Origin of the sequence: Spiractinospora alimapuensis (assembly GCF_018437505.1) — a bacterium.
GTDB lineage: Bacteria > Actinomycetota > Actinomycetes > Streptosporangiales > Streptosporangiaceae > Spiractinospora > Spiractinospora alimapuensis.
This window is the reverse complement of the sequence record NZ_CP072467.1, coordinates 4,410,927-4,427,318: the sequence shown is the minus strand read 5'-3', so window position 1 is coordinate 4,427,318 and position 16,392 is coordinate 4,410,927. Positions and strand designations below refer to the sequence as shown.

The following is a 16,392-nucleotide window of genomic DNA, read 5'->3' as shown; positions in this document are numbered from 1 at the left end:
ACCAACGACCCCTGTAGGAGTAACTTCGTGATCCCGTCCGCGACTCGCCGCCTGTCCCTCCCACTGACGATTCTGCTTCTCGCCGCCGCCGGCTGCTCCGGGGACGGTTCCGATGACAGCCAAGAGTCGGCCGATGGTGCGGACCCGCAGAACGTCCAAACTGTGGAGGACCTGGGCGCGCTGTGCGAAAGCCCTGGTGAGGGCTACCCGGAGGCAGCCGAGTACACCGAGGGCGGGCCCAACCCGACCGCGATCTTCTCCGCGGCCTCCCGCGCCGACACCGACCCCCTCACCGAGCCATCCCTCGTCGCCCCGGGAGAGGACGTGGCGGAGGACGCGACCCCGATCGTGGGCTGGCACCCCGACTCCGTCGAGGAGACCTCCCTGCTCGTCTGCGCCGAGACCAAGGACGTCGGAGAGGAACTCCACACCTGTGAGTACCAGGGCTCCGGCGGTGCGGAGGACAGCGCTCTCCCGCTGCGCAGCCAGGTGATCTCGTTCACCGTCTACGAGCTCGCCACGGGCGAGGCGCTGCACGAGAGCGACTTCACCGCGACGAACGGCCACCACTTCGGCTCGGGCCTCACCACTGACTGCCCCACTTTCCTGCAGTACGAGACATTCCCCACCGAGCTGTACGGCCTCCCGTCCGCCGAGGACATCTACGCGGAACTGGGCACCGTGGTCGAGGGCGCGGCCGGATAGCCACACCACACCGCTCGTCACGACCCGACCAGTGGGGCCGTCCGTCCGGACGGCCCCACTGACACGTTCCCGATCACATGGAGTTCGGGAGGAACAAGACGATGTCGGGGAAGAGCACCAACAACGCGCCGACGACGGCCAACGCCAGCACGTAGGGAACGCTGCCGCGGAAGACCTGTTCCATCGGAATCTTGGCGCTCTCCGCGACGACGAAGGCGTTGAGCCCGAACGGCGGGGTGATCAGGCCGATCTCCGCGAGGAGGATGACCACGATCCCAAACCAGATCGGGTCGTAGCCAAGGCTCTCCACCACCGGCCGTGTCAGCGGAACGGTGAGGGCCAGGATCGCCATCTGATCCATGAAGAACCCGAGGACCAGGTACAGCAGACAGATGGCCCCGACGATCACAAGGGGTGCGGCGTCGAGCTCGGCGATCCCGTCGCTAATGGCCACGGTGACGCAGGAAACGGAGCTGCTCGTCGGGCAGACGGCGTCGTTGGGCCAGTACGCCCTACCGGTCATGCGGGAACTGCGCGACGACCTCAACGAGACGGTCACGCTCGCGATCCGGGTCGGTGACTCGATCGTTTACACCGACCCGGTACAGTCCACCAACGTCATCTGTTACTCCGCCCCACTGCGGGTTCGCCGACCGCTGTGGCCCACCAGCGCGGGCAAGGTGTTCCCCAGCCAGGAACAGGACCCCGAGTCCACACTGCGGGCGTTGGAGTCCGAACCGCTGGAGGAAGGCACCGTCGCCGCTCGGCTTCGGGAGCTCGAGGAGGTCGCCCGTACGGGCATGGGGTTCAACCGCGGGGAAACGGTCGGCGACGTCAGTGCGGTCGCGGTAGGGGTTCGACGCGCCGACGAGCTAGTGGGGTCGATCAGCGTCGCGGGGCCACGAGAACGGCTCGCCCACCGGTTGGAGGAGATCGGTCACGCGGTATAGACCCGCCTGATCCAGTACGACCGATCGATGCGGCTCACCCACAGCCAGCCGGCCAGTTAACAGCTCCGGAGAGGACGTTTCCACTCCGGAGCCGAAGTTCTCCCGCGCAGCTCTCAGAACGGTTGCGACATACTCGCACGAGGCCGAGAACGACGAAGTCCAGGACATCGCACCAGAATCGCGTCAGCACCTCCAGTTCACGGCGCTTGAGCACCAGCTCACCGAGACGACATGCCATCGACGACCTCCTCGTTCTGGCGGGAAACAGCCACGGGACTGTAGGGGACGTTCCCTTCGCCCGCGAGGAATTTTCCGGGCCCGTCCGGTCAGGGGGCGGTGGAGGGGGCACTCCGGTTGCCTCGGTAACCGAAGTGCGACTACATCCGATGCCGGGGCAGAATCTGAGCTGATCACCACGCCATGCGTGTCGCCCGTCACGTAAGACCGTCAGGTGGATGACGTTCCGGTGGCGTCGTGTGTCCGAGCCAGGTAGAGGAGGTGAATCATGCCGATCTCCGCGACGTTCTTCGTCAGCTCGACGTTGAGCCAAGCCAGGACGTTGACCAACGTCTCGTCTCGTCCCCAGGGCAGGTCAGCAGTTCCGTCCCGCGCGTCGAGCTCGTCGTCCGACAGCGCGTCGAGATTCTCTCGCCACTCGCGATATAGACCGCGCAACCATTCTGTCGCGGCAGCGGCGCTCCCGGGCCATGTGATCTCCTGCCGCTCAGGCACCGCGTCACGGCGAAAGCAGTGACCGAGTGTGGTCTCCCACCAGTAGCCCATGTGCCAGGTGAGCCAGGCGATCGTTGGGGTCGGAACGGGATCCGGCTCTGGCACCCGCCAGTCCGCCACCCAAATGCCTTCGGGATCGCGCCGAACCGACCAACTTGTCGGTGACGGTTCCCAGAGGAACGCATCGTCGTGCAGCTGTCCCAGGTGGTGCTCGAACAGCGCCCAGGCTATGTCGAGCTGCCGCGACAGGACATCGATACGGGAAGTGCTCATTGGATGAGGCTCCCATCGGTTCGCCGGGGACACAACGCTTTTCCCGCGCTCTCCCCATCGGTTGTCCAGTCCGCGTGTTGTCACCCGAAACACGAGGTAGGGGACCTAGAGAGCACCAACAGAGGGGGAACTCATGGCTGACATCGACCTGACGGGTAGGCGGGTCCTCGCGATCACCACGAACTACGGGGTTGAACAGGACGAGCTGGTCGTCCCGGTGGATCGTCTGCGGCGCCAGAACGCGGGCGTGGACGTCGCAGCGGTGGCGTCGGATCCCGTCGAGACGCTGGTCCATGACAAGGATCCGGGACGGTCGGTTCAGCCCGACGTCACGCTCGCCAAGGTGGACCCCACCGCATACGACCTACTGATCGTCCCGGGTGGAACGTTGAACGCCGACTCTCTGCGGCTCGACGAGGACGCTCTTCGCATCCTGGACGCGTTCACCAGCGCGGGCCGTCCGGTGGCCGCGATCTGCCACGGACCGTGGCTGCTGGTCGAGGGCGACACCGTGCGCACCAAGCGCCTCACCTCTTACGCGTCTCTCAAGACGGACATCCGGAACGCCGGCGGCCAGTGGGTGGACGAGTCGGTGGTCGTGGACGACACGGGTGGGTGGACACTCATCACGTCTCGCGACCCCCGGGATTTGAACGATTTCGTCGCGGAGATCGACCGCGCCCTCGAAGGGTAGGTCGGGGGTTATCCAGCGGAAAGGCCGGCGGGAAGAAACGGGCGCAGTCCGTGCCGCGCCCGAAGGATGGAATTGGCGAACCACGACCTATTCCGCGCCACGGTCGCCAGGACCGTGGTGGTCCCACCGGCACTGGACGGGGCATGAATTCGGAGTGAGCACACCGGACACGTGAAAAGGGGCTTTCGCCCCGGGGATACCCCGGAACGAAAGCCCTCAGGCCGCGCCGCTCTACTTGGAGCTGGAGCCGCTGTGCACGTAGCCGCTGGCGGCGCCGTCGTAGCCGGCCGCGTCCCAGTGCTTCTTGTAGTGGGCGTGGTGCTTGTCGGCGTGCGCCTCCACCGACCACGAGAACGCACCCCAACCACTGGCCGCACTGCCACCCGCCTCATACTCCGACTCGGCCATCGCGGCCGTCGGGAAGGCGAGGGCAAGGGCTCCACCAAGAAGGCCCGTGGCAACAGCACGGCGAACGATCTTGCTCAAGATAAACCCCTCTCATCGTCGGGTCCGCAGACCCGAGCAGCCACGAAACCACGGTGGAACTCGACAGCAATTACCGCCGACACTCACTCCCACCGGGCAGTGCGAACATAACCTTCCCGCACCTGAGAGCTCCAGCACATCACAACCGTTTTACCTGGCCAATGGGAAACCTGGTAGCCAGCTTATCCAATTGAGACGCGCCGCCAATCCCAATTCACGCGAGGCCGTCTATCGCGGGCAAATCAGCCCACCCGAATGAAAGAACATAATCGCACGGCAGACAATCTCAACAATGATTAATCTCGACTATTGCCCGAGCAGCCACGCGCGACGGGGAACATGACGAGGGGGCCTCCCGAATCACGGAAGACCCCCTCGCGTCACTCCTGGCCGCGGTGACGCCGAACGCGTCAGTTGGCCGCGGACCTCACCGTCGTGGAGTAGGCACCGTCGGGTCCGGCGTGGAAATACGTGGTCTCGTAGTAGGTGCTTCCGTCCACGGTGACCACGCTGGTCACGCTGTAGCCACCGGCGCCCCCGTCGCCCGCGTAGAGCTCACCCTCCCCGTAGTACGCGTCCGCGGAGGCGACACCCGGCGCGAACAGCGCGATCGACGCTCCCGCGATCAGTGTCAGCACGCCACGACGAACGATCTTTCGAGACACCATTCTTCCCTCTTCCTTGATGGGGCGGACCTGGTCGTCCGCCCTCGCTGTGCGCCGCGACCGGGGGTTCGGAGCGGCCCGTGCGCGGATCCGCGTTCGTCCCACACTCAGCGGCACCGAGCGCCAGGGGATCACCCGCGGACCCACAAAGAACGAGAAATGATCATCACGAAGCACGTCGGTTCCGAAGATCAACGCACTCCGAGGCGACCAGGTGACAGCACTAACCCCCGGCCGGAGCAACGCCGGACCGGGGGTTAGTGTTCATCGAGGTCTTGCTACGCGGTTATTACTTCGCGCCACTCACGACATAACCGGAGGCCGCGCCACCCTTGCCTGCTGCCGACCATTCGCCCACGTAGAACGAGTGGCCGTGTCCCCCGTAGGAGGCCACCGACCAGTCGTACGCACCGTGAGGTCCAGCGGCACTGCCGCCGGTAGCATAGCCAGCGTCAGCCATGGCAGCCGCAGGGAAGGCAAGGGCCATCGCGCCGCCCATGATTCCGGTGGCAACGACGCGACGCACGGTCTTCTTGGAGAGCAAGGAAAACCCCTTTCGTTGTTCGGGTCCCACCGACCCGATTATCACGAAACTCGAAATGAACCCGAACGGACCCGCGTCCATCTCGTGCCCTGACACTAACGCGAACCCGCTTGGCATCTCCAGCACATTTGACGACTTGCTCAAATGAAGCTGTTTTCGGGACCACGACCCAGGCCGTGAATCTGTCCAGAATCCGGGCGACAACACCTCCATACGACGACAAAGCGGATATTCAACCCCCTTCTGACAATTGGCTTTTTGTCGAGAAAGATAAATCCGAACCAGCGACGTAATTTCGAATATCAAACAAATGCCACCCGATGATCAAATCCACTGGACGCCACTATTTCGTCGCGTAATACCGGCCCGTCATGCCTCTCGAAGCGCACACCATGGCTGTCCACGGGATAGGGCGATCACCTGGTGGTGTACTGGCCAGGCCGATACCCGCCCAGTTCACGGGCCCCACGCCACGCGAGGCCAACCTCAGCCCCGACACACCGGGCGTGGTGAGTCGCGTGGGATTTCCTCACCCGCCCACACACCTGAACGCGCTGTCCGGAAGTCGCGCCGCGTGGGTCGACGGTCCGCGGCCACCGGCGCCGTGGGCCGTGGCACATGGCCGGAGGCCAGAGTCGACCCATTGTCCGCGGAGACGTCGGCGGGCGAGGATCGTGGCGGGCCACGAGTCTGAGACGGGAGTGCGGCGAGGAATGAGCGACACGCGCGGAACCACGGACGTCATCATCATCGGCGGAGGAATCGTGGGGGCCGGCGCCGCCTACGAGCTGAGCCGACGCGGTGTGGACGTCACCCTGATCGAGCGGGACCGAGTGGGCGCCCACCAGTCCGGACAGAACTGGGGCTTCGTCCGACAGCAGGGGCGCGATGAGGCGGAACTCCCGCTCATGCGCGCCGCGAATCAGCGGTGGACCCGACTGGCCGAGGAGCTGGACGCGCCGATCGGCTGGACCCGCGGCGGAAACCTCGCCCTGGCGGACACGGCCGCGTTGGCGCGCCAGTATCTCTCCTGGGTGCCGGTGGGCCGGCGACACGGCGTGGACTCCCGGCTGGTCGACGTGGAGGAGGTTCGGCGCATCGTTCCTTGCCTCGAGCTGGACTTCAGTGCCGCGATCTACGCCGCCAGTGACGGCCACGCCGACCCCGAGGCCACCACCAGGGCCTATGCCGAGGCCGCTCGTCGGTACGGGACACGTGTCCTTACCGGTCACACGGTTCGCGCCATCCGCCGGTCCGGGGACAGAGTCACCGGCGTCGTGACGGAGTCGGCGGAGCTCTCGGCGGGCACCGTGGTATGCGCGGCGGGCTCGGCGTCCCGCACCCTTCTCCAGCCGGTTGGGGTGGACCTGCCGCAGAGTGTGGTTCGCTCGACCGTCGCACTGTCGTCCCCCGTTCCACCCGTCACCGAGGCGACGGTGTGGGCGACGGGACTGGCGTTCCGGCAACGAAGGGACGGCCGCCTCGTGTTCTCCACGGGCGGAGGTGGCGAGGTGGACGTCACCGTGGAGACCCTGCGCCAGGCCCACCTGTACCTGCCGGCGCTGCGTAAGAACATCCGCCGTGTCCAACCGCGCGTGGGCCGGGTGATGGTCACCGACCTCCGGGACCGCCTACGCGGCGTCGCGCACCGTCCCGCGCACCCACGCCCGACGGTCTCGCGGGTACACGCCAGCATGCGCCGGCTCCGCGCCGCGCTTCCCACGCACGCCCGGGCGCTGCGGGTCGAGAGGGCCTGGGCCGGCCTGATCGACTCCACGCCGGACGCGCTGCCCGTCATCGACCGCATCCACGTTCCAGAGGGGTTGGTCATCGCCGCCGGGTTCAGTGGTCACGGATTCGGCCTCGCACCCACCGTGGCCGACATCGTCGCCGACCTGGTCACGCGGTCCACGCCCGCGTTCACTACCGCCCCGTTCCAACTCGACCGCTTCGCGAAGGGGCGATTCACCGTTCCCGACGCGATCCTGTGACGGGATTCGCGCGGGGCGGGCCGGGGCGGCGTGTCGCGGTCGGCGCCCAGGTCTCGGGTGACGCCGGCGCACGCGTCAGACGCAGGTGCCCCCGGCTGCGCGAGCCACGTGGAACCGGAGCTCCTCCCGGAACGCCCACTCCTGGGGAAGGGGCTACGGGTCACCAGCCGAGCCCGCGCAACACGATGGCGAATCCGCGTCGGAACTCCTCATCCGGCGGGATGTCCTTGGCCTCGGCCGCGGTCTCGGCCAGCAGGGGGAACTCGTCGGTGGGCACGGCGGCCAGTGCGGCCGTCCCGGCGCCGGAGAGAGAGCCGAAGTACTCGACCTGGAGCGCACCGCAGAGGTACCCAAGCACCGCACGGAAGGCGATCACGCGGTCCTGGCCGTGGATGCCCGCCTCGGTGAGGACGGTGAGCACCGCCTCGCCCCATCGGACGCTGCTCGGCGCGCGGTGCCGGTGGAGCAGGAGGAGAGGCACGACGGGCGCGTGGTCCAGGACCGCGGAGCGTACACGCTCGGCGAGGACGTAGAGGCGCTCACCGGGTGTTCCCGTCGGGACTCGCAGCTCCACGGCCCGCAGCACCTGGTCCACCACAAGCTCCTCGACCTGAGCGCGGTCGGAGACGTAGCGGTAGAGCGACATGGTCCCCATGCCGAGCTCCTGGGCGACCGCGCGCATCGACAGGGCGTCGACCCCTTCGCGCTCGACGACGTTCAACGCCGCGGCGGCGATCTGACAGTGGGTCAAGGACTTCGGGCGTGGCATCGCTTTGACAGCGTACAGCATACGCGCATAACGTCGTAGGCGTACAGCAAACGCCTACGAGGGGGTCGCATGAACAAGGTCTCCGCACTCGAACTCACGACCGTGACGGGCGAACGAGTCGAGGTCCCGGACCGCGAACGCCTGACCCACCTGCAGTTCCGACGATTCGCCGGCTGCCCCATCTGCAACCTGCACCTACGCACCGTCATCCAGCGCCACGACGAGATCGAGGCGGCGGGCATCCGCGAGGTGGTCCTCTTCCATTCCCCCGCCGAGGCGCTGCGTGACTACGACCTCCCCTTCGCGGTCATCCCCGACCCAGAGAAGCGTCACTACCGAGCGTTCGGTGTCGAGTCGAGCCGGCGCGCACTACTCCACCCCAGGACATGGCTGGCCATACTGCGCGGCTCCGGCATGATCCTGTCCGGCTCCCGACGCCCGCCGGCCCTCCATCAACCAGGGGGCCGTCAGGGAATGCCGGCGGACTTCCTCATCGCGACCGACGGCCGGATCGTCGCCAGCAAGCACGGCGAACACGCCTACGACCAGTGGTCGGTCGACGAACTACTCGCGCACGCCGAGACGGAGAACCCGTGACGCGCGCCGACCACGCCCGGCGGAACGCTCCCTAGACGGTGGGGGGCGTCGACCCGGCACTCCCCGATCTCCGCATGAGGGACGGCCCGATCTCGTCGAGGCCGCGGACGGGAGGGACCCGGGTCCAGTGCCGCTGTTGTTCCGTGCGGACCAGGTACACCGAGCGGCCCTTCTCGTCCTGGTACTCGTGACCGAGGAGTGATGACCACCGCAGCATGGTCGCGCCGGTCTTTCCCTGGTCGACGATGAACCCCTCGTCGAAGAAGTAGATCCCGGTCCGGTCCTGGCCGAGGTAGCGCAGGACGGCGACGACCAGGAACACCGCTCCGAGGACCGTCCCGAAGAGGAACGTACCGGTGTCGACCTCTCCCTGACGGGAGGTGTCCATCTCGATGAGGCCCGCCATTCCCAGGGGGCCGGTCACCAGCAGCAGCACTGGCAGGACGAGCCACCCCCACGGCACCGACACCGCGCAGCGGGCCGCGCCGGCGTAGCGACCGAAGGCCTCCATCTCAGCGGCACGTGCCAACTTCCGCGGGACGGGGTGTCGCGTGAGGTCCATGCGTGGGCCTCTCCGGTTGGGGGCGCGGTGCGCTGGGAGCCTACCAAGCGTGTTGGTTGGACGTTGTCATCATTAATAAACATCCGTTTGTTTACTAACATGTTCTCCGGTAAGTTGACGAACTCGTGTCCCACACCCGGACGGAGACGTCGTGCCACGACCGAGATCGGCGAGCGACGAGTCCATCCTGCGCGCGCTGGGCGAGGTCATCGGCCGAGAAGGTCCGCACGCGGTGACACTGGCCCGGGTCGCCGCCGAGGCCGGGCTCGCCCCGGCCACCATCGTGCAGCGCTTCGGCTCCCGGCATGGCCTGCTGCTGGCGTTCGCCCAGCACGGCGTGGCCGTCGCCGAGGCCCCGTTCCAACGCGCGCGGGAGACGTACCCCTCCCCGCTCGCGGCGCTGCGCGCGGCGTTGGCCGACCAGGTGTCCGGGGTCCGAAGCCCCGAGAGGCTCGCCAACCACCTTGGGCTGCTGCACATGGACCTCGCGGATCCCGAACTGCGCGCGTTGGCGAGTCAGCACGCGACCCGGGTCCGTCAGGAACTCACCACACTGCTCGACGCGGCGCGGACCCAGGGGGAGTTGGCGAGCGACGCCCCGGTGGAGGTCCTGGCCCGGTCGGTTCAGGTCGCCTACAACGGGAGCCTCATCACCTGGGCACTGACCGGGACCGGACCGCTCGTCACGGACCTCGAACGCGACGTCGACACGGTTCTCCACCCCTACCTGACACCCGCACCCAGAGAGAACGGAGATCATGGCTCCTGAGCGAACCTTCACCGGGAAGGTGTTCATCGGCATCAGCGTCGACGGGTTCATCGCGCGCCCAGACGGATCGCTGGACTGGCTGGTCCCACGGGGCGAGGCCGCGGGCGACACCGGCTATCACGACTTCATCGCCGGGATCGACACGATGGTGGTCGGACGGGGCACGTTCGAGACCGCCCTCGGCTTCGGTGAAGACAACTGGCCCTACACCGACCTACGGGTCGCGGTGCTCAGCACCACCCTCCCCGATGACGCGGACACCCGGGTCACCGTCTTCCGTGACGAGGCCTCCCTCGCCGCCGGCCTCGCCTCATGGGGCAGCACGGACGTCTACGTGGATGGCGGGAAGACGATCCGCGCACTCCTGCGGGCAGGCATGGTCCAGGAGCTGACGATCACCACGGTTCCCGTCCTGATCGGCGAGGGGGTGCCCCTGTTCGGGCCGGTCGGCGGGGACATACCCCTCACCCTGCGGTCCACCGTCCGCCTGGGCGCGGGCGTCATCCAGACCACCTACGTGGTGGACCAGGAGTGACCGCGAAGGCCTCGGCCCCGGGCACGGAGTCCGACGGGTCGAGCCCCGCACGATAACCTCTCCGCGGCCCCACGAACCGAAGAGAGGTAGCGCATGCAGGTCACCCGGCTCCTTACCGAGGAGGACGCACCGCGTATCGCGGAGCTGATGCGGCGCAACCGTGAGTTCTTCGCTCCCTGGGACGCCGTCCGCGACGACTCGCACTACCAGTCGGAGGGCCAGCGCGGGATCATCCGCACGGGGCTCGCGGAGTACGAGGCCGGCCAGGCGGTCATCCTGGGCATCCTCGCCCCCAGTGGGGAGGTCGTGGGCGTCATCAGCGTGCGGGGGATCGTCCGGGGGGCGTTCCAGTCCGGCGTGATCGGTTACTGGGTGGGGATGGAGTACAACGGCCGGGGTCTCGCCTCCACCGCCGTGGCGGAGGTCAAGGAGTTGGCGTTCACCCGGTTGGCGCTCCACCGCCTGCAGGCCGAGACGATGCCGGAGAACCACGCCTCCCAGCGGGTGCTCCAACGCAACGGCTTCCAACAGTACGGTCGAGCACCCCAGTACCTGAAGATCGCCGGTAAGTGGGAGGACCACCTGCTGTTCCAGGTCCTCGCGACCGACGGTGACCGCTGACACTGGAGCTCACCCAGGACGGTGTCCGTACGAGCACCGGTTCACCTGTCGCTGGTACAACAGGAGGATGTCCATCTCCACGCCCTCGGTGCTGTTCGTCTGTGTGCACAACGCCGGCCGCTCCCAGATGGCCGCCGGGTGGCTGACCCATCTCGCGGGCGACCGGGTAGAGGTCCGCTCCGCTGGGTCCGAACCCGCCGCGGCGGTCCACCCCGCTGTCGTCGAGGCGATGTTGGAGGTCGGGATCGACATCTCCGCCAACACGCCCACCGTGTTGACGTCCACCGCCGTGCGGGAGTCGGACGTGTGCGTCACCATGGGGTGCGGCGACGCCTGTCCCGTCTTCCCGGGGAAGCGCTACCTGGATTGGACGCTGTCCGATCCCGCGGGTGCGGACCTCGAGGCCGTGCGAACGATCAGGGACGAGATCAGGGCGCGGGTGGAGACGCTGCTACGGGAGCTTCTGCCCGGACGGTGACCCGCGGTCCCCGGCCACACGACGGACCATGGCGAAGTTCCGCATGCGCACCCCCCGCACCTCCGGCCACCGTTCCTCGGTGACCGTGAACCCGTGGCGCTCGAAGAAGGGACGTGCGGTCAGGCTCGCGTACGTCGTCAGGGTTTTCAGGCCCCGCGCACGCGCCCGAGCCATGACGCGGTCCAGCATCTGGGACGCGACACCACGTCGTCCCCACGCCGGGTCGACGAACAGCATGTCGATGTGTCCCTGCGGGTCGAGGTCACAGAACCCGAGGACGTGGTCGTCCGCCACGGCGACGAGGGTCTCGGCCTGGGCCCTCCGCGCCGCCCACACGTCCACGTCGATCAACTCCGGAGCCCAGGCGTCGACCTGCTCCTCGGTGTAGTCGCGGCGCGCCGTCTGGTGGACCGCGCGCCGGAACACGTCCAGGGTGGGGCGGGCGTCGCTCGGCCGGTAGGCACGGATCTGCACGGGGGGCAGCCTATCCAGTGGCGGAGGTCCGCTCCTCCGTGAACGACAGGGCCACTCGCTCCGCACCACGCAGGGGAGCGAGAACGTCGGCCTCGGCCGCCACCGCGGAACGCACGCCCTCCGGGAGAGGCTCGAACGGCCGCACCGTGAGATCGAGGCGCCTACCCCGCTTCCTGGCGTTCCAGACGCCAACGACCCGACCGGCTCGGAGCACCGCCCCCGGCGCGCCGACGGTCCGCCACAGGACCGGGTGTCGCGTGGTGTCGTCGAGGATGGTGTCGCGGTCCTGTTGCCGGAGGTAGGGGTCGCTGGGCGGGAGCAGGCGCACACTGTCGGGCACCGATGCGCTCTCCAACGCGCCGACGTCGTCGCCCAGGACCCAGGTGGTCCCGCCCTTGTGGCCGCGAACACTCGTCAGCTCCTCCGCCAGCAGATCCCAGGTGTCGGAGGCCTGCTGTGGGGAGATCCCCGCCCAGGCCGCGAAACCCGCGGAGTTCGAAGGGCCGTAACGGCGGAGATAGCGCCGGAGCAGCTCTCGCCGGGCCTCGTCCTGCTCGGTGTGACGCCTGTCGTCCCCCAGCCACTCGCTGGTGAGAACGAACGGGGCCTTGTTCCCACTGCGGGGAGCGAAGCAGATCGTCTGCTTCAGGGTGCTGATCCGCAGCACGAAGTGGACGACCCCCTCCCCCAACGGCTGTCCCGGAGAGTAGGGCCCCGGCTCGTCCCAGGTCCGCCGACGCGCCAGGGGGAGGTACTCCGCGATCGTGTCCGCGATCTCCTTGCCGAGCGGATCGATGGGGAGCTGTCTGCCGGAGAGGATCCGGGGCAGCGTCGCCTCGGTCCGGTCGACGGCCTCGATCGCGCTCATCTCCAGGGCGTCCAGCGCGGGTTTGACACCGACGACGAAGGCACGGATGTCCCGTTCGGTGTCCGGTAGGAGCCCTGTGGTGAACACGTCGATGTCGTTGGTGGGAAAGAGGAACGGGGCACCACGCATGCACCAGGACTGGGTGAGGGTCCGGTCCACGCTCACGGCGCGGTCGAACGCGTCCAGGGTGAATCCGTCCAGCCGGGCGCCCAAGGCCACCCCGGCCGCCCAGGGCGGCGTGTTCTGGATCCCGCATGCCCCGACCACCGCGAGAACATCGTCGATCGGTCGGCGCTCAGTGAGATGGTGACGGGCCGCGCGAAACGCACGCACCCGCGCCACGTCGACTGTCATGGTCATGCTCGGGGTTCTCCCCAGTCGAGCGCGGGGCACGCGTGCGGCGAGCAGGGTGCCGGCGGTCAGGCCGGAACAGGAGGCGGTCGGCCCCCTCGTCGGTGCCCCGGGTGCGCACATCCCGCGGTGGCGGCTCGACGCCGTGGTGCGGGGGTTCGGCCGGTGTGCGAGTGCGGGCGTCAGAGCGTCCCGCCGTCCGCACTCCGCTCTCGCCCTGCCCGCCTGGTCGTGGGGGCTCACCCCGGGCTACCTGCGTGGCTCGTACCGCATCGCCACCGCGCCCGAGGCGAGCTCCAGCCTGTCCACGGGCTTCAGGTCGACGGGCTTCGTCATTCCCGCGAACAGTGTCGGCCCGTGGCCGACGAGCCGGGGATGCACGACGAACTCGTACTCGTCGATCAGTCCCAGCTCGGCCAGTGCCCGTGGGAGCGTCACGCCACCGACGAACACTCCCCGCTCGGAGTCGTGTTTGAGCTGTCGCACCGCCTCGCCCAGATCCCCGCGCACAAGCTCCGCGTTCCAGTCGACCCGCTCCAGGGTGCTCGACACGACGTACTTCCTCGCCGCGTCGATCGTCCGGGCGAAGGGATCCGTCCAGTCGGGTCGCGGCTCCGCCGCGGCCCGCGGCCGCCACGCCGCCTCCATCATCTCGTAGGTCACCCGGCCGAAGAGCAGAGCGTCGGCCCGCTCGAGGTTCGCGATGTGATGACGATGCAGCTCTTCGTCCGCCGTGACCGCGCGATGGTCGCAGCACCCGTCCAACGTGATGTTGATGGAGTACCGAAGAGGTCCCATCCACGAAGCGTACCCCCGACAGGTCGCGCCGAGCGGGTTGCCCTCGACAGGGGTGGCCAACGGTCGTGTTCGGACGGCCAACCACGCGCCGACGCCGGGTGCGTCGGTCTCGACGCGGTGAGGGATGTCGTCGTCCGGACGGTGGGTCTCTCTGGGGCGTGCCAACTCCGCGACGCGAGGGCGACGACCACATGAGGACGGGGCCGGCTCCCCGTGATCGACGTCAGCACCGTGAGCCACGACAACGGACCGATCCATCGCGGGCGGCGGACCCGCGGGACCGGCTCGGAGACTTCGAATCGGCGCACACCAGTGAAGAGCCCGAAGCGTGCGCCCGGCGCCCCAGCGCCCCGCCCAATGGGAGGTGGGAGTCTTGGCCAGCCACGGGAAGCGTACGCCCGTCGGCGGCCAGCCCATGGGTTGGTGCGACCTCGACGGTCGCCGCCGGCGACCGTACCGATGGTGAGCCCCACGTCCAATGCCGCGGCGGCTCACCGTGGGTCGGCGCCTCGGCCGGCCCCGCGTCCGCGGGGAACGGATGTCGCGGGACGGGTTCGGACGGTCAGAGTTCGCTGAGCAGCCCACGCGCGGTGGTGGTCAGGGCGAAGCTGTGACGGTAGCCGGCGGCGAGGGCGGTGATCTCGGAGCCGTCCGCCAGTCGTGTCTTCACCGGGGTGTGCCTGCGTGTCGTGGTTCCGTCGCCGAGCTCCCCGGAGCCGTTGGCCCCCCAGGCGAACACCTCACCGTCGGACGACCTGGCCAGGCTGTGGTACTGGCTTCCCGTCGCGACCTCGGTGATGGCGGTGTCCTCGGGCAGGGGCACCTGGATGGGGGTGTCACGGTCGGTGTTGGTGTCGTCGCCGAGTTGGCCGTAGAGGTTCTGACCCCACGCCAGCACGTCACCGTCGTCGGTGACGGCGAGGCTGTGCCAGCCGCCGACCGCCGCCTGGGTGACGGTCACGCCGTCGGGCAGGTCCACGGCGCCGGGTGTGGCCCGGTTGTCGTCGGTGCCGTCACCGAGTTGGCCGTACCGGTTGCGTCCCCAGGAGAGCAGTGTTCCGTCGGTGGTCAGGGCGAGCGCGTGGTAGAGGCTTCCCGTGGCTACTTGACTGACGCCGGCACCGTCGGGCAGGTCCACTTCCACGGGGGTTCCCCGGTGGTTGGTGGTGCCGTCGCCCAACTGGCCGTAGCTGTTCTCGCCCCAGGCCAGGAGTCGGTCGTCCGTCGTCAGGGCGAGTCCGAACGCCGCGCCGGCGGCCACCTGTCGTACCGCAGTCCCGTCGGGGAGCTCCACCTCCCGGGGCGTACCGCGGTTGGTGGTGGTCCCGTCGCCCAGTTGACCGAAGTTGTTCAGGCCCCATGCCAGCACCGTGCCGTCCGAGGTGACGGCGAGGCTGTGGGCGGAGCCGGCGGCGACGTGGGTGACGGTGGCTTCGCCGGGAAGCTCCACCTCCGCGGGGGCCTCGCGGTTCGTGGACGTTCCGTCCCCCAGCTGCCCGTAGTTGTTCCGTCCCCAACTCAACAGGCGTCCGCGGGAGGTCACGGCGAGCGAGTGGTACTGGCCGCCGACCACCTGCACCAGACTCTCGCCCGCCGGCAGGTCCACGTTGACGGGAGTGGAAGCGTTGGCGGTCTCACCGTCGCCGAGCTGGCCGAAGCTGTTGCGGCCCCAGGAGAGGGTGGGGTCGGCCGAGTTCCCCTCGGCGTACGCCACCGGCGGCTGCGCCATGGCGCCGACCAGGGCGCCGACCAGGGCGCCGACGGTGGCGCACCGACGGAACACGCTCCCCCGCGCGCCGGACCGCCCCCGTGCGCGGAGACCCTGGCGTGGCAACACGACTCCCGCGACGTTCCCCAGCATCGTTCCCCCGTGACGTTCGACCCCGCTCGGGCCGGCACTGACGACAGCCCACCCGCACACCGGTGACAGCACTGGAGCACCGGGACCGGTGGTTCGGTGTGGGACTCCCACACCGAACCACCGTCGGCAACCACCAGTTCTTTATGTGTCGCTTATGCGACCATTCGTAACACGAAAGAACCACGGATTCCCGCAGGTCAGAGCCAATCGGCTTGTCGTGACACGCCGGTCGGGGGCCCGCGCGGCGGGTGGCCTCCCACACAGTGCCACCACCGCTCCTCGGGAGCGGCACCGGCCGTACTCCGACAAACCGCCCGCCGTCGCGTTCCGGGGGACGGCGTCCCTCTGGAGGGCCGACCAGTGAGGGGAACCGCGCGCCATGCGCTACTCCGAGCTGTCCCGCCGCCTGGCTGGGGTCAGCCAGAAGATGCTCACCCAGACCCTGCGCTCGTTGGAGCGCGACGGTCTGCTCACCCGCACGGTGACCGCGACGGTCCCGGTCACCGTGACCTACGAGCTGACCCCGCTGGGGTTGTCGCTGCACGAGGTCATGCGCGGGATCAAGGGGTGGGCGGAGGCACACATGGACGAGGTGCTGGCCAACCGGGAGCGGTACGACACCGCGAACCGCCCCACGTAGCGGACCTGGCCAGGGTGGCCGAGGTGGGA

General features: G+C 68.5%; 20 protein-coding genes and 1 pseudogene. 10 read left to right on the top strand and 11 right to left on the bottom strand.

The window, feature by feature from the left end:
- The first annotated feature begins 27 nt into the window (after nucleotides 1-27).
- Nucleotides 28-705 carry a hypothetical protein gene (locus J4H86_RS20685; RefSeq protein ID WP_236539572.1) on the top strand — a complete coding sequence of 226 codons (678 nt, stop codon included), beginning with the start codon at nucleotides 28-30 and terminating at the stop codon, nucleotides 703-705.
- Between the two features lie 73 nt (nucleotides 706-778).
- Here J4H86_RS20685 and J4H86_RS20680 read toward each other — a convergent pair whose 3' ends face one another.
- Nucleotides 779-1,159 carry a TRAP transporter large permease subunit gene (locus J4H86_RS20680; protein ID WP_236539570.1) on the bottom strand — a complete coding sequence of 127 codons (381 nt, stop codon included), beginning with the start codon at nucleotides 1,157-1,159 and terminating at the stop codon, nucleotides 779-781.
- A gap of 1 nt (nucleotide 1,160) precedes the next feature.
- Here J4H86_RS20680 and J4H86_RS20675 point away from each other — a divergent pair, with 1 nt between their 5' ends.
- Complete coding sequence (locus J4H86_RS20675) at nucleotides 1,161-1,655, top strand: IclR family transcriptional regulator domain-containing protein (RefSeq protein WP_236539568.1); 495 nt, start codon at nucleotides 1,161-1,163, stop codon at nucleotides 1,653-1,655.
- Nucleotides 1,656-1,800: 145 nt separating this feature from the next.
- On the opposite strand, the pseudogene J4H86_RS20670 reads toward J4H86_RS20675, so the two are convergent.
- Together J4H86_RS20670 and J4H86_RS20665 are read right to left on the bottom strand one after the other, a co-directional pair.
- Nucleotides 1,801-1,893: pseudogene (locus tag J4H86_RS20670) on the bottom strand (VOC family protein); the annotation flags it as partial.
- A gap of 209 nt (nucleotides 1,894-2,102) precedes the next feature.
- A complete protein-coding gene (locus J4H86_RS20665; RefSeq protein WP_236539566.1) occupies nucleotides 2,103-2,660 on the bottom strand; it encodes a DinB family protein in 558 nt (185 codons plus the stop codon).
- Between the two features lie 133 nt (nucleotides 2,661-2,793).
- Between J4H86_RS20665 and J4H86_RS20660 the strand changes: the two genes are divergently transcribed.
- Nucleotides 2,794-3,354: a DJ-1/PfpI/YhbO family deglycase/protease gene (locus tag J4H86_RS20660; RefSeq protein ID WP_236539565.1), complete on the top strand. Its 561-nt coding sequence runs from the start codon at nucleotides 2,794-2,796 to the stop codon at nucleotides 3,352-3,354.
- A gap of 231 nt (nucleotides 3,355-3,585) precedes the next feature.
- On the opposite strand, the gene J4H86_RS20655 is transcribed toward J4H86_RS20660, so the two are convergent.
- On the bottom strand, nucleotides 3,586-3,840 hold the full coding sequence (locus tag J4H86_RS20655) for a hypothetical protein (RefSeq protein WP_236539564.1): 255 nt from the start codon (nucleotides 3,838-3,840) through the stop codon (nucleotides 3,586-3,588).
- Between the two features lie 410 nt (nucleotides 3,841-4,250).
- Complete coding sequence (locus tag J4H86_RS20650) at nucleotides 4,251-4,508, bottom strand: hypothetical protein (RefSeq protein ID WP_236539563.1); 258 nt, start codon at nucleotides 4,506-4,508, stop codon at nucleotides 4,251-4,253.
- 1,254 nt (nucleotides 4,509-5,762) lie between these two features.
- On the opposite strand from J4H86_RS20650, the gene J4H86_RS20645 reads away from it, so the two are divergent.
- The gene (locus J4H86_RS20645; RefSeq protein ID WP_236539562.1) at nucleotides 5,763-7,040 is read left to right on the top strand and encodes an NAD(P)/FAD-dependent oxidoreductase; all 1,278 of its coding nucleotides are present in this window, start codon (nucleotides 5,763-5,765) and stop codon (nucleotides 7,038-7,040) included.
- 160 nt (nucleotides 7,041-7,200) lie between these two features.
- Here the strand turns inward: J4H86_RS20645 and J4H86_RS20640 are convergent, their stop codons facing one another.
- Nucleotides 7,201-7,809, bottom strand: a complete 609-nt coding sequence (locus J4H86_RS20640) for a TetR/AcrR family transcriptional regulator (protein ID WP_236539561.1) — start codon at nucleotides 7,807-7,809, stop codon at nucleotides 7,201-7,203.
- 69 nt (nucleotides 7,810-7,878) lie between these two features.
- Between J4H86_RS20640 and J4H86_RS20635 the strand changes: the two genes are divergently transcribed.
- Nucleotides 7,879-8,406 carry a peroxiredoxin-like family protein gene (locus J4H86_RS20635; RefSeq protein WP_236539560.1) on the top strand — a complete coding sequence of 176 codons (528 nt, stop codon included), beginning with the start codon at nucleotides 7,879-7,881 and terminating at the stop codon, nucleotides 8,404-8,406.
- A 31-nt stretch (nucleotides 8,407-8,437) separates the two neighbouring features.
- On the opposite strand, the gene J4H86_RS20630 is transcribed toward J4H86_RS20635, so the two are convergent.
- Nucleotides 8,438-8,968 (bottom strand): hypothetical protein, encoded by a 531-nt coding sequence (locus J4H86_RS20630; RefSeq protein WP_236539559.1) that lies wholly within the window; start codon nucleotides 8,966-8,968, stop codon nucleotides 8,438-8,440.
- Between the two features lie 151 nt (nucleotides 8,969-9,119).
- Here J4H86_RS20630 and J4H86_RS20625 point away from each other — a divergent pair, with 151 nt between their 5' ends.
- The 4 genes from J4H86_RS20625 to J4H86_RS20610 all read left to right on the top strand — a co-directional run bounded on the left by J4H86_RS20625 (nucleotide 9,120) and on the right by J4H86_RS20610 (nucleotide 11,371).
- Entirely contained in the window at nucleotides 9,120-9,737 is a 618-nt protein-coding gene (locus J4H86_RS20625) for a TetR/AcrR family transcriptional regulator (RefSeq protein WP_236539558.1), read from the top strand.
- Nucleotides 9,727-10,272, top strand: coding sequence for a dihydrofolate reductase family protein (locus tag J4H86_RS20620; RefSeq protein WP_236539557.1), 546 nt, complete (start codon nucleotides 9,727-9,729; stop codon nucleotides 10,270-10,272). The genes J4H86_RS20625 and J4H86_RS20620 overlap by 11 nt, the downstream gene beginning before the upstream one ends.
- A 93-nt stretch (nucleotides 10,273-10,365) precedes the next feature.
- Nucleotides 10,366-10,893: a GNAT family N-acetyltransferase gene (locus J4H86_RS20615; RefSeq protein WP_236539556.1), complete on the top strand. Its 528-nt coding sequence runs from the start codon at nucleotides 10,366-10,368 to the stop codon at nucleotides 10,891-10,893.
- Nucleotides 10,894-10,960: 67 nt separating this feature from the next.
- Nucleotides 10,961-11,371: an arsenate reductase ArsC gene (locus J4H86_RS20610; protein WP_236539555.1), complete on the top strand. Its 411-nt coding sequence runs from the start codon at nucleotides 10,961-10,963 to the stop codon at nucleotides 11,369-11,371.
- On the opposite strand, the gene J4H86_RS20605 is transcribed toward J4H86_RS20610, so the two are convergent.
- The 4 genes from J4H86_RS20605 to J4H86_RS20590 form a co-directional block, all read right to left on the bottom strand.
- Nucleotides 11,345-11,845, bottom strand: a complete 501-nt coding sequence (locus J4H86_RS20605; RefSeq protein ID WP_236539554.1) for a GNAT family N-acetyltransferase — start codon at nucleotides 11,843-11,845, stop codon at nucleotides 11,345-11,347. The genes J4H86_RS20610 and J4H86_RS20605 overlap by 27 nt on opposite strands.
- A 10-nt stretch (nucleotides 11,846-11,855) precedes the next feature.
- A complete protein-coding gene (locus J4H86_RS20600; protein ID WP_236539553.1) occupies nucleotides 11,856-13,073 on the bottom strand; it encodes a winged helix DNA-binding domain-containing protein in 1,218 nt (405 codons plus the stop codon).
- Between the two features lie 240 nt (nucleotides 13,074-13,313).
- On the bottom strand, nucleotides 13,314-13,862 hold the full coding sequence (locus tag J4H86_RS20595) for a dihydrofolate reductase family protein (RefSeq protein WP_236539552.1): 549 nt from the start codon (nucleotides 13,860-13,862) through the stop codon (nucleotides 13,314-13,316).
- 562 nt (nucleotides 13,863-14,424) lie between these two features.
- On the bottom strand, nucleotides 14,425-15,723 hold the full coding sequence (locus J4H86_RS20590; protein WP_236539551.1) for an RCC1 domain-containing protein: 1,299 nt from the start codon (nucleotides 15,721-15,723) through the stop codon (nucleotides 14,425-14,427).
- Nucleotides 15,724-16,102: 379 nt separating this feature from the next.
- On the opposite strand from J4H86_RS20590, the gene J4H86_RS20585 reads away from it, so the two are divergent.
- Complete coding sequence (locus J4H86_RS20585; protein WP_330932439.1) at nucleotides 16,103-16,363, top strand: winged helix-turn-helix transcriptional regulator; 261 nt, start codon at nucleotides 16,103-16,105, stop codon at nucleotides 16,361-16,363.
- The last annotated feature ends 29 nt before the right edge of the window (nucleotides 16,364-16,392 follow it).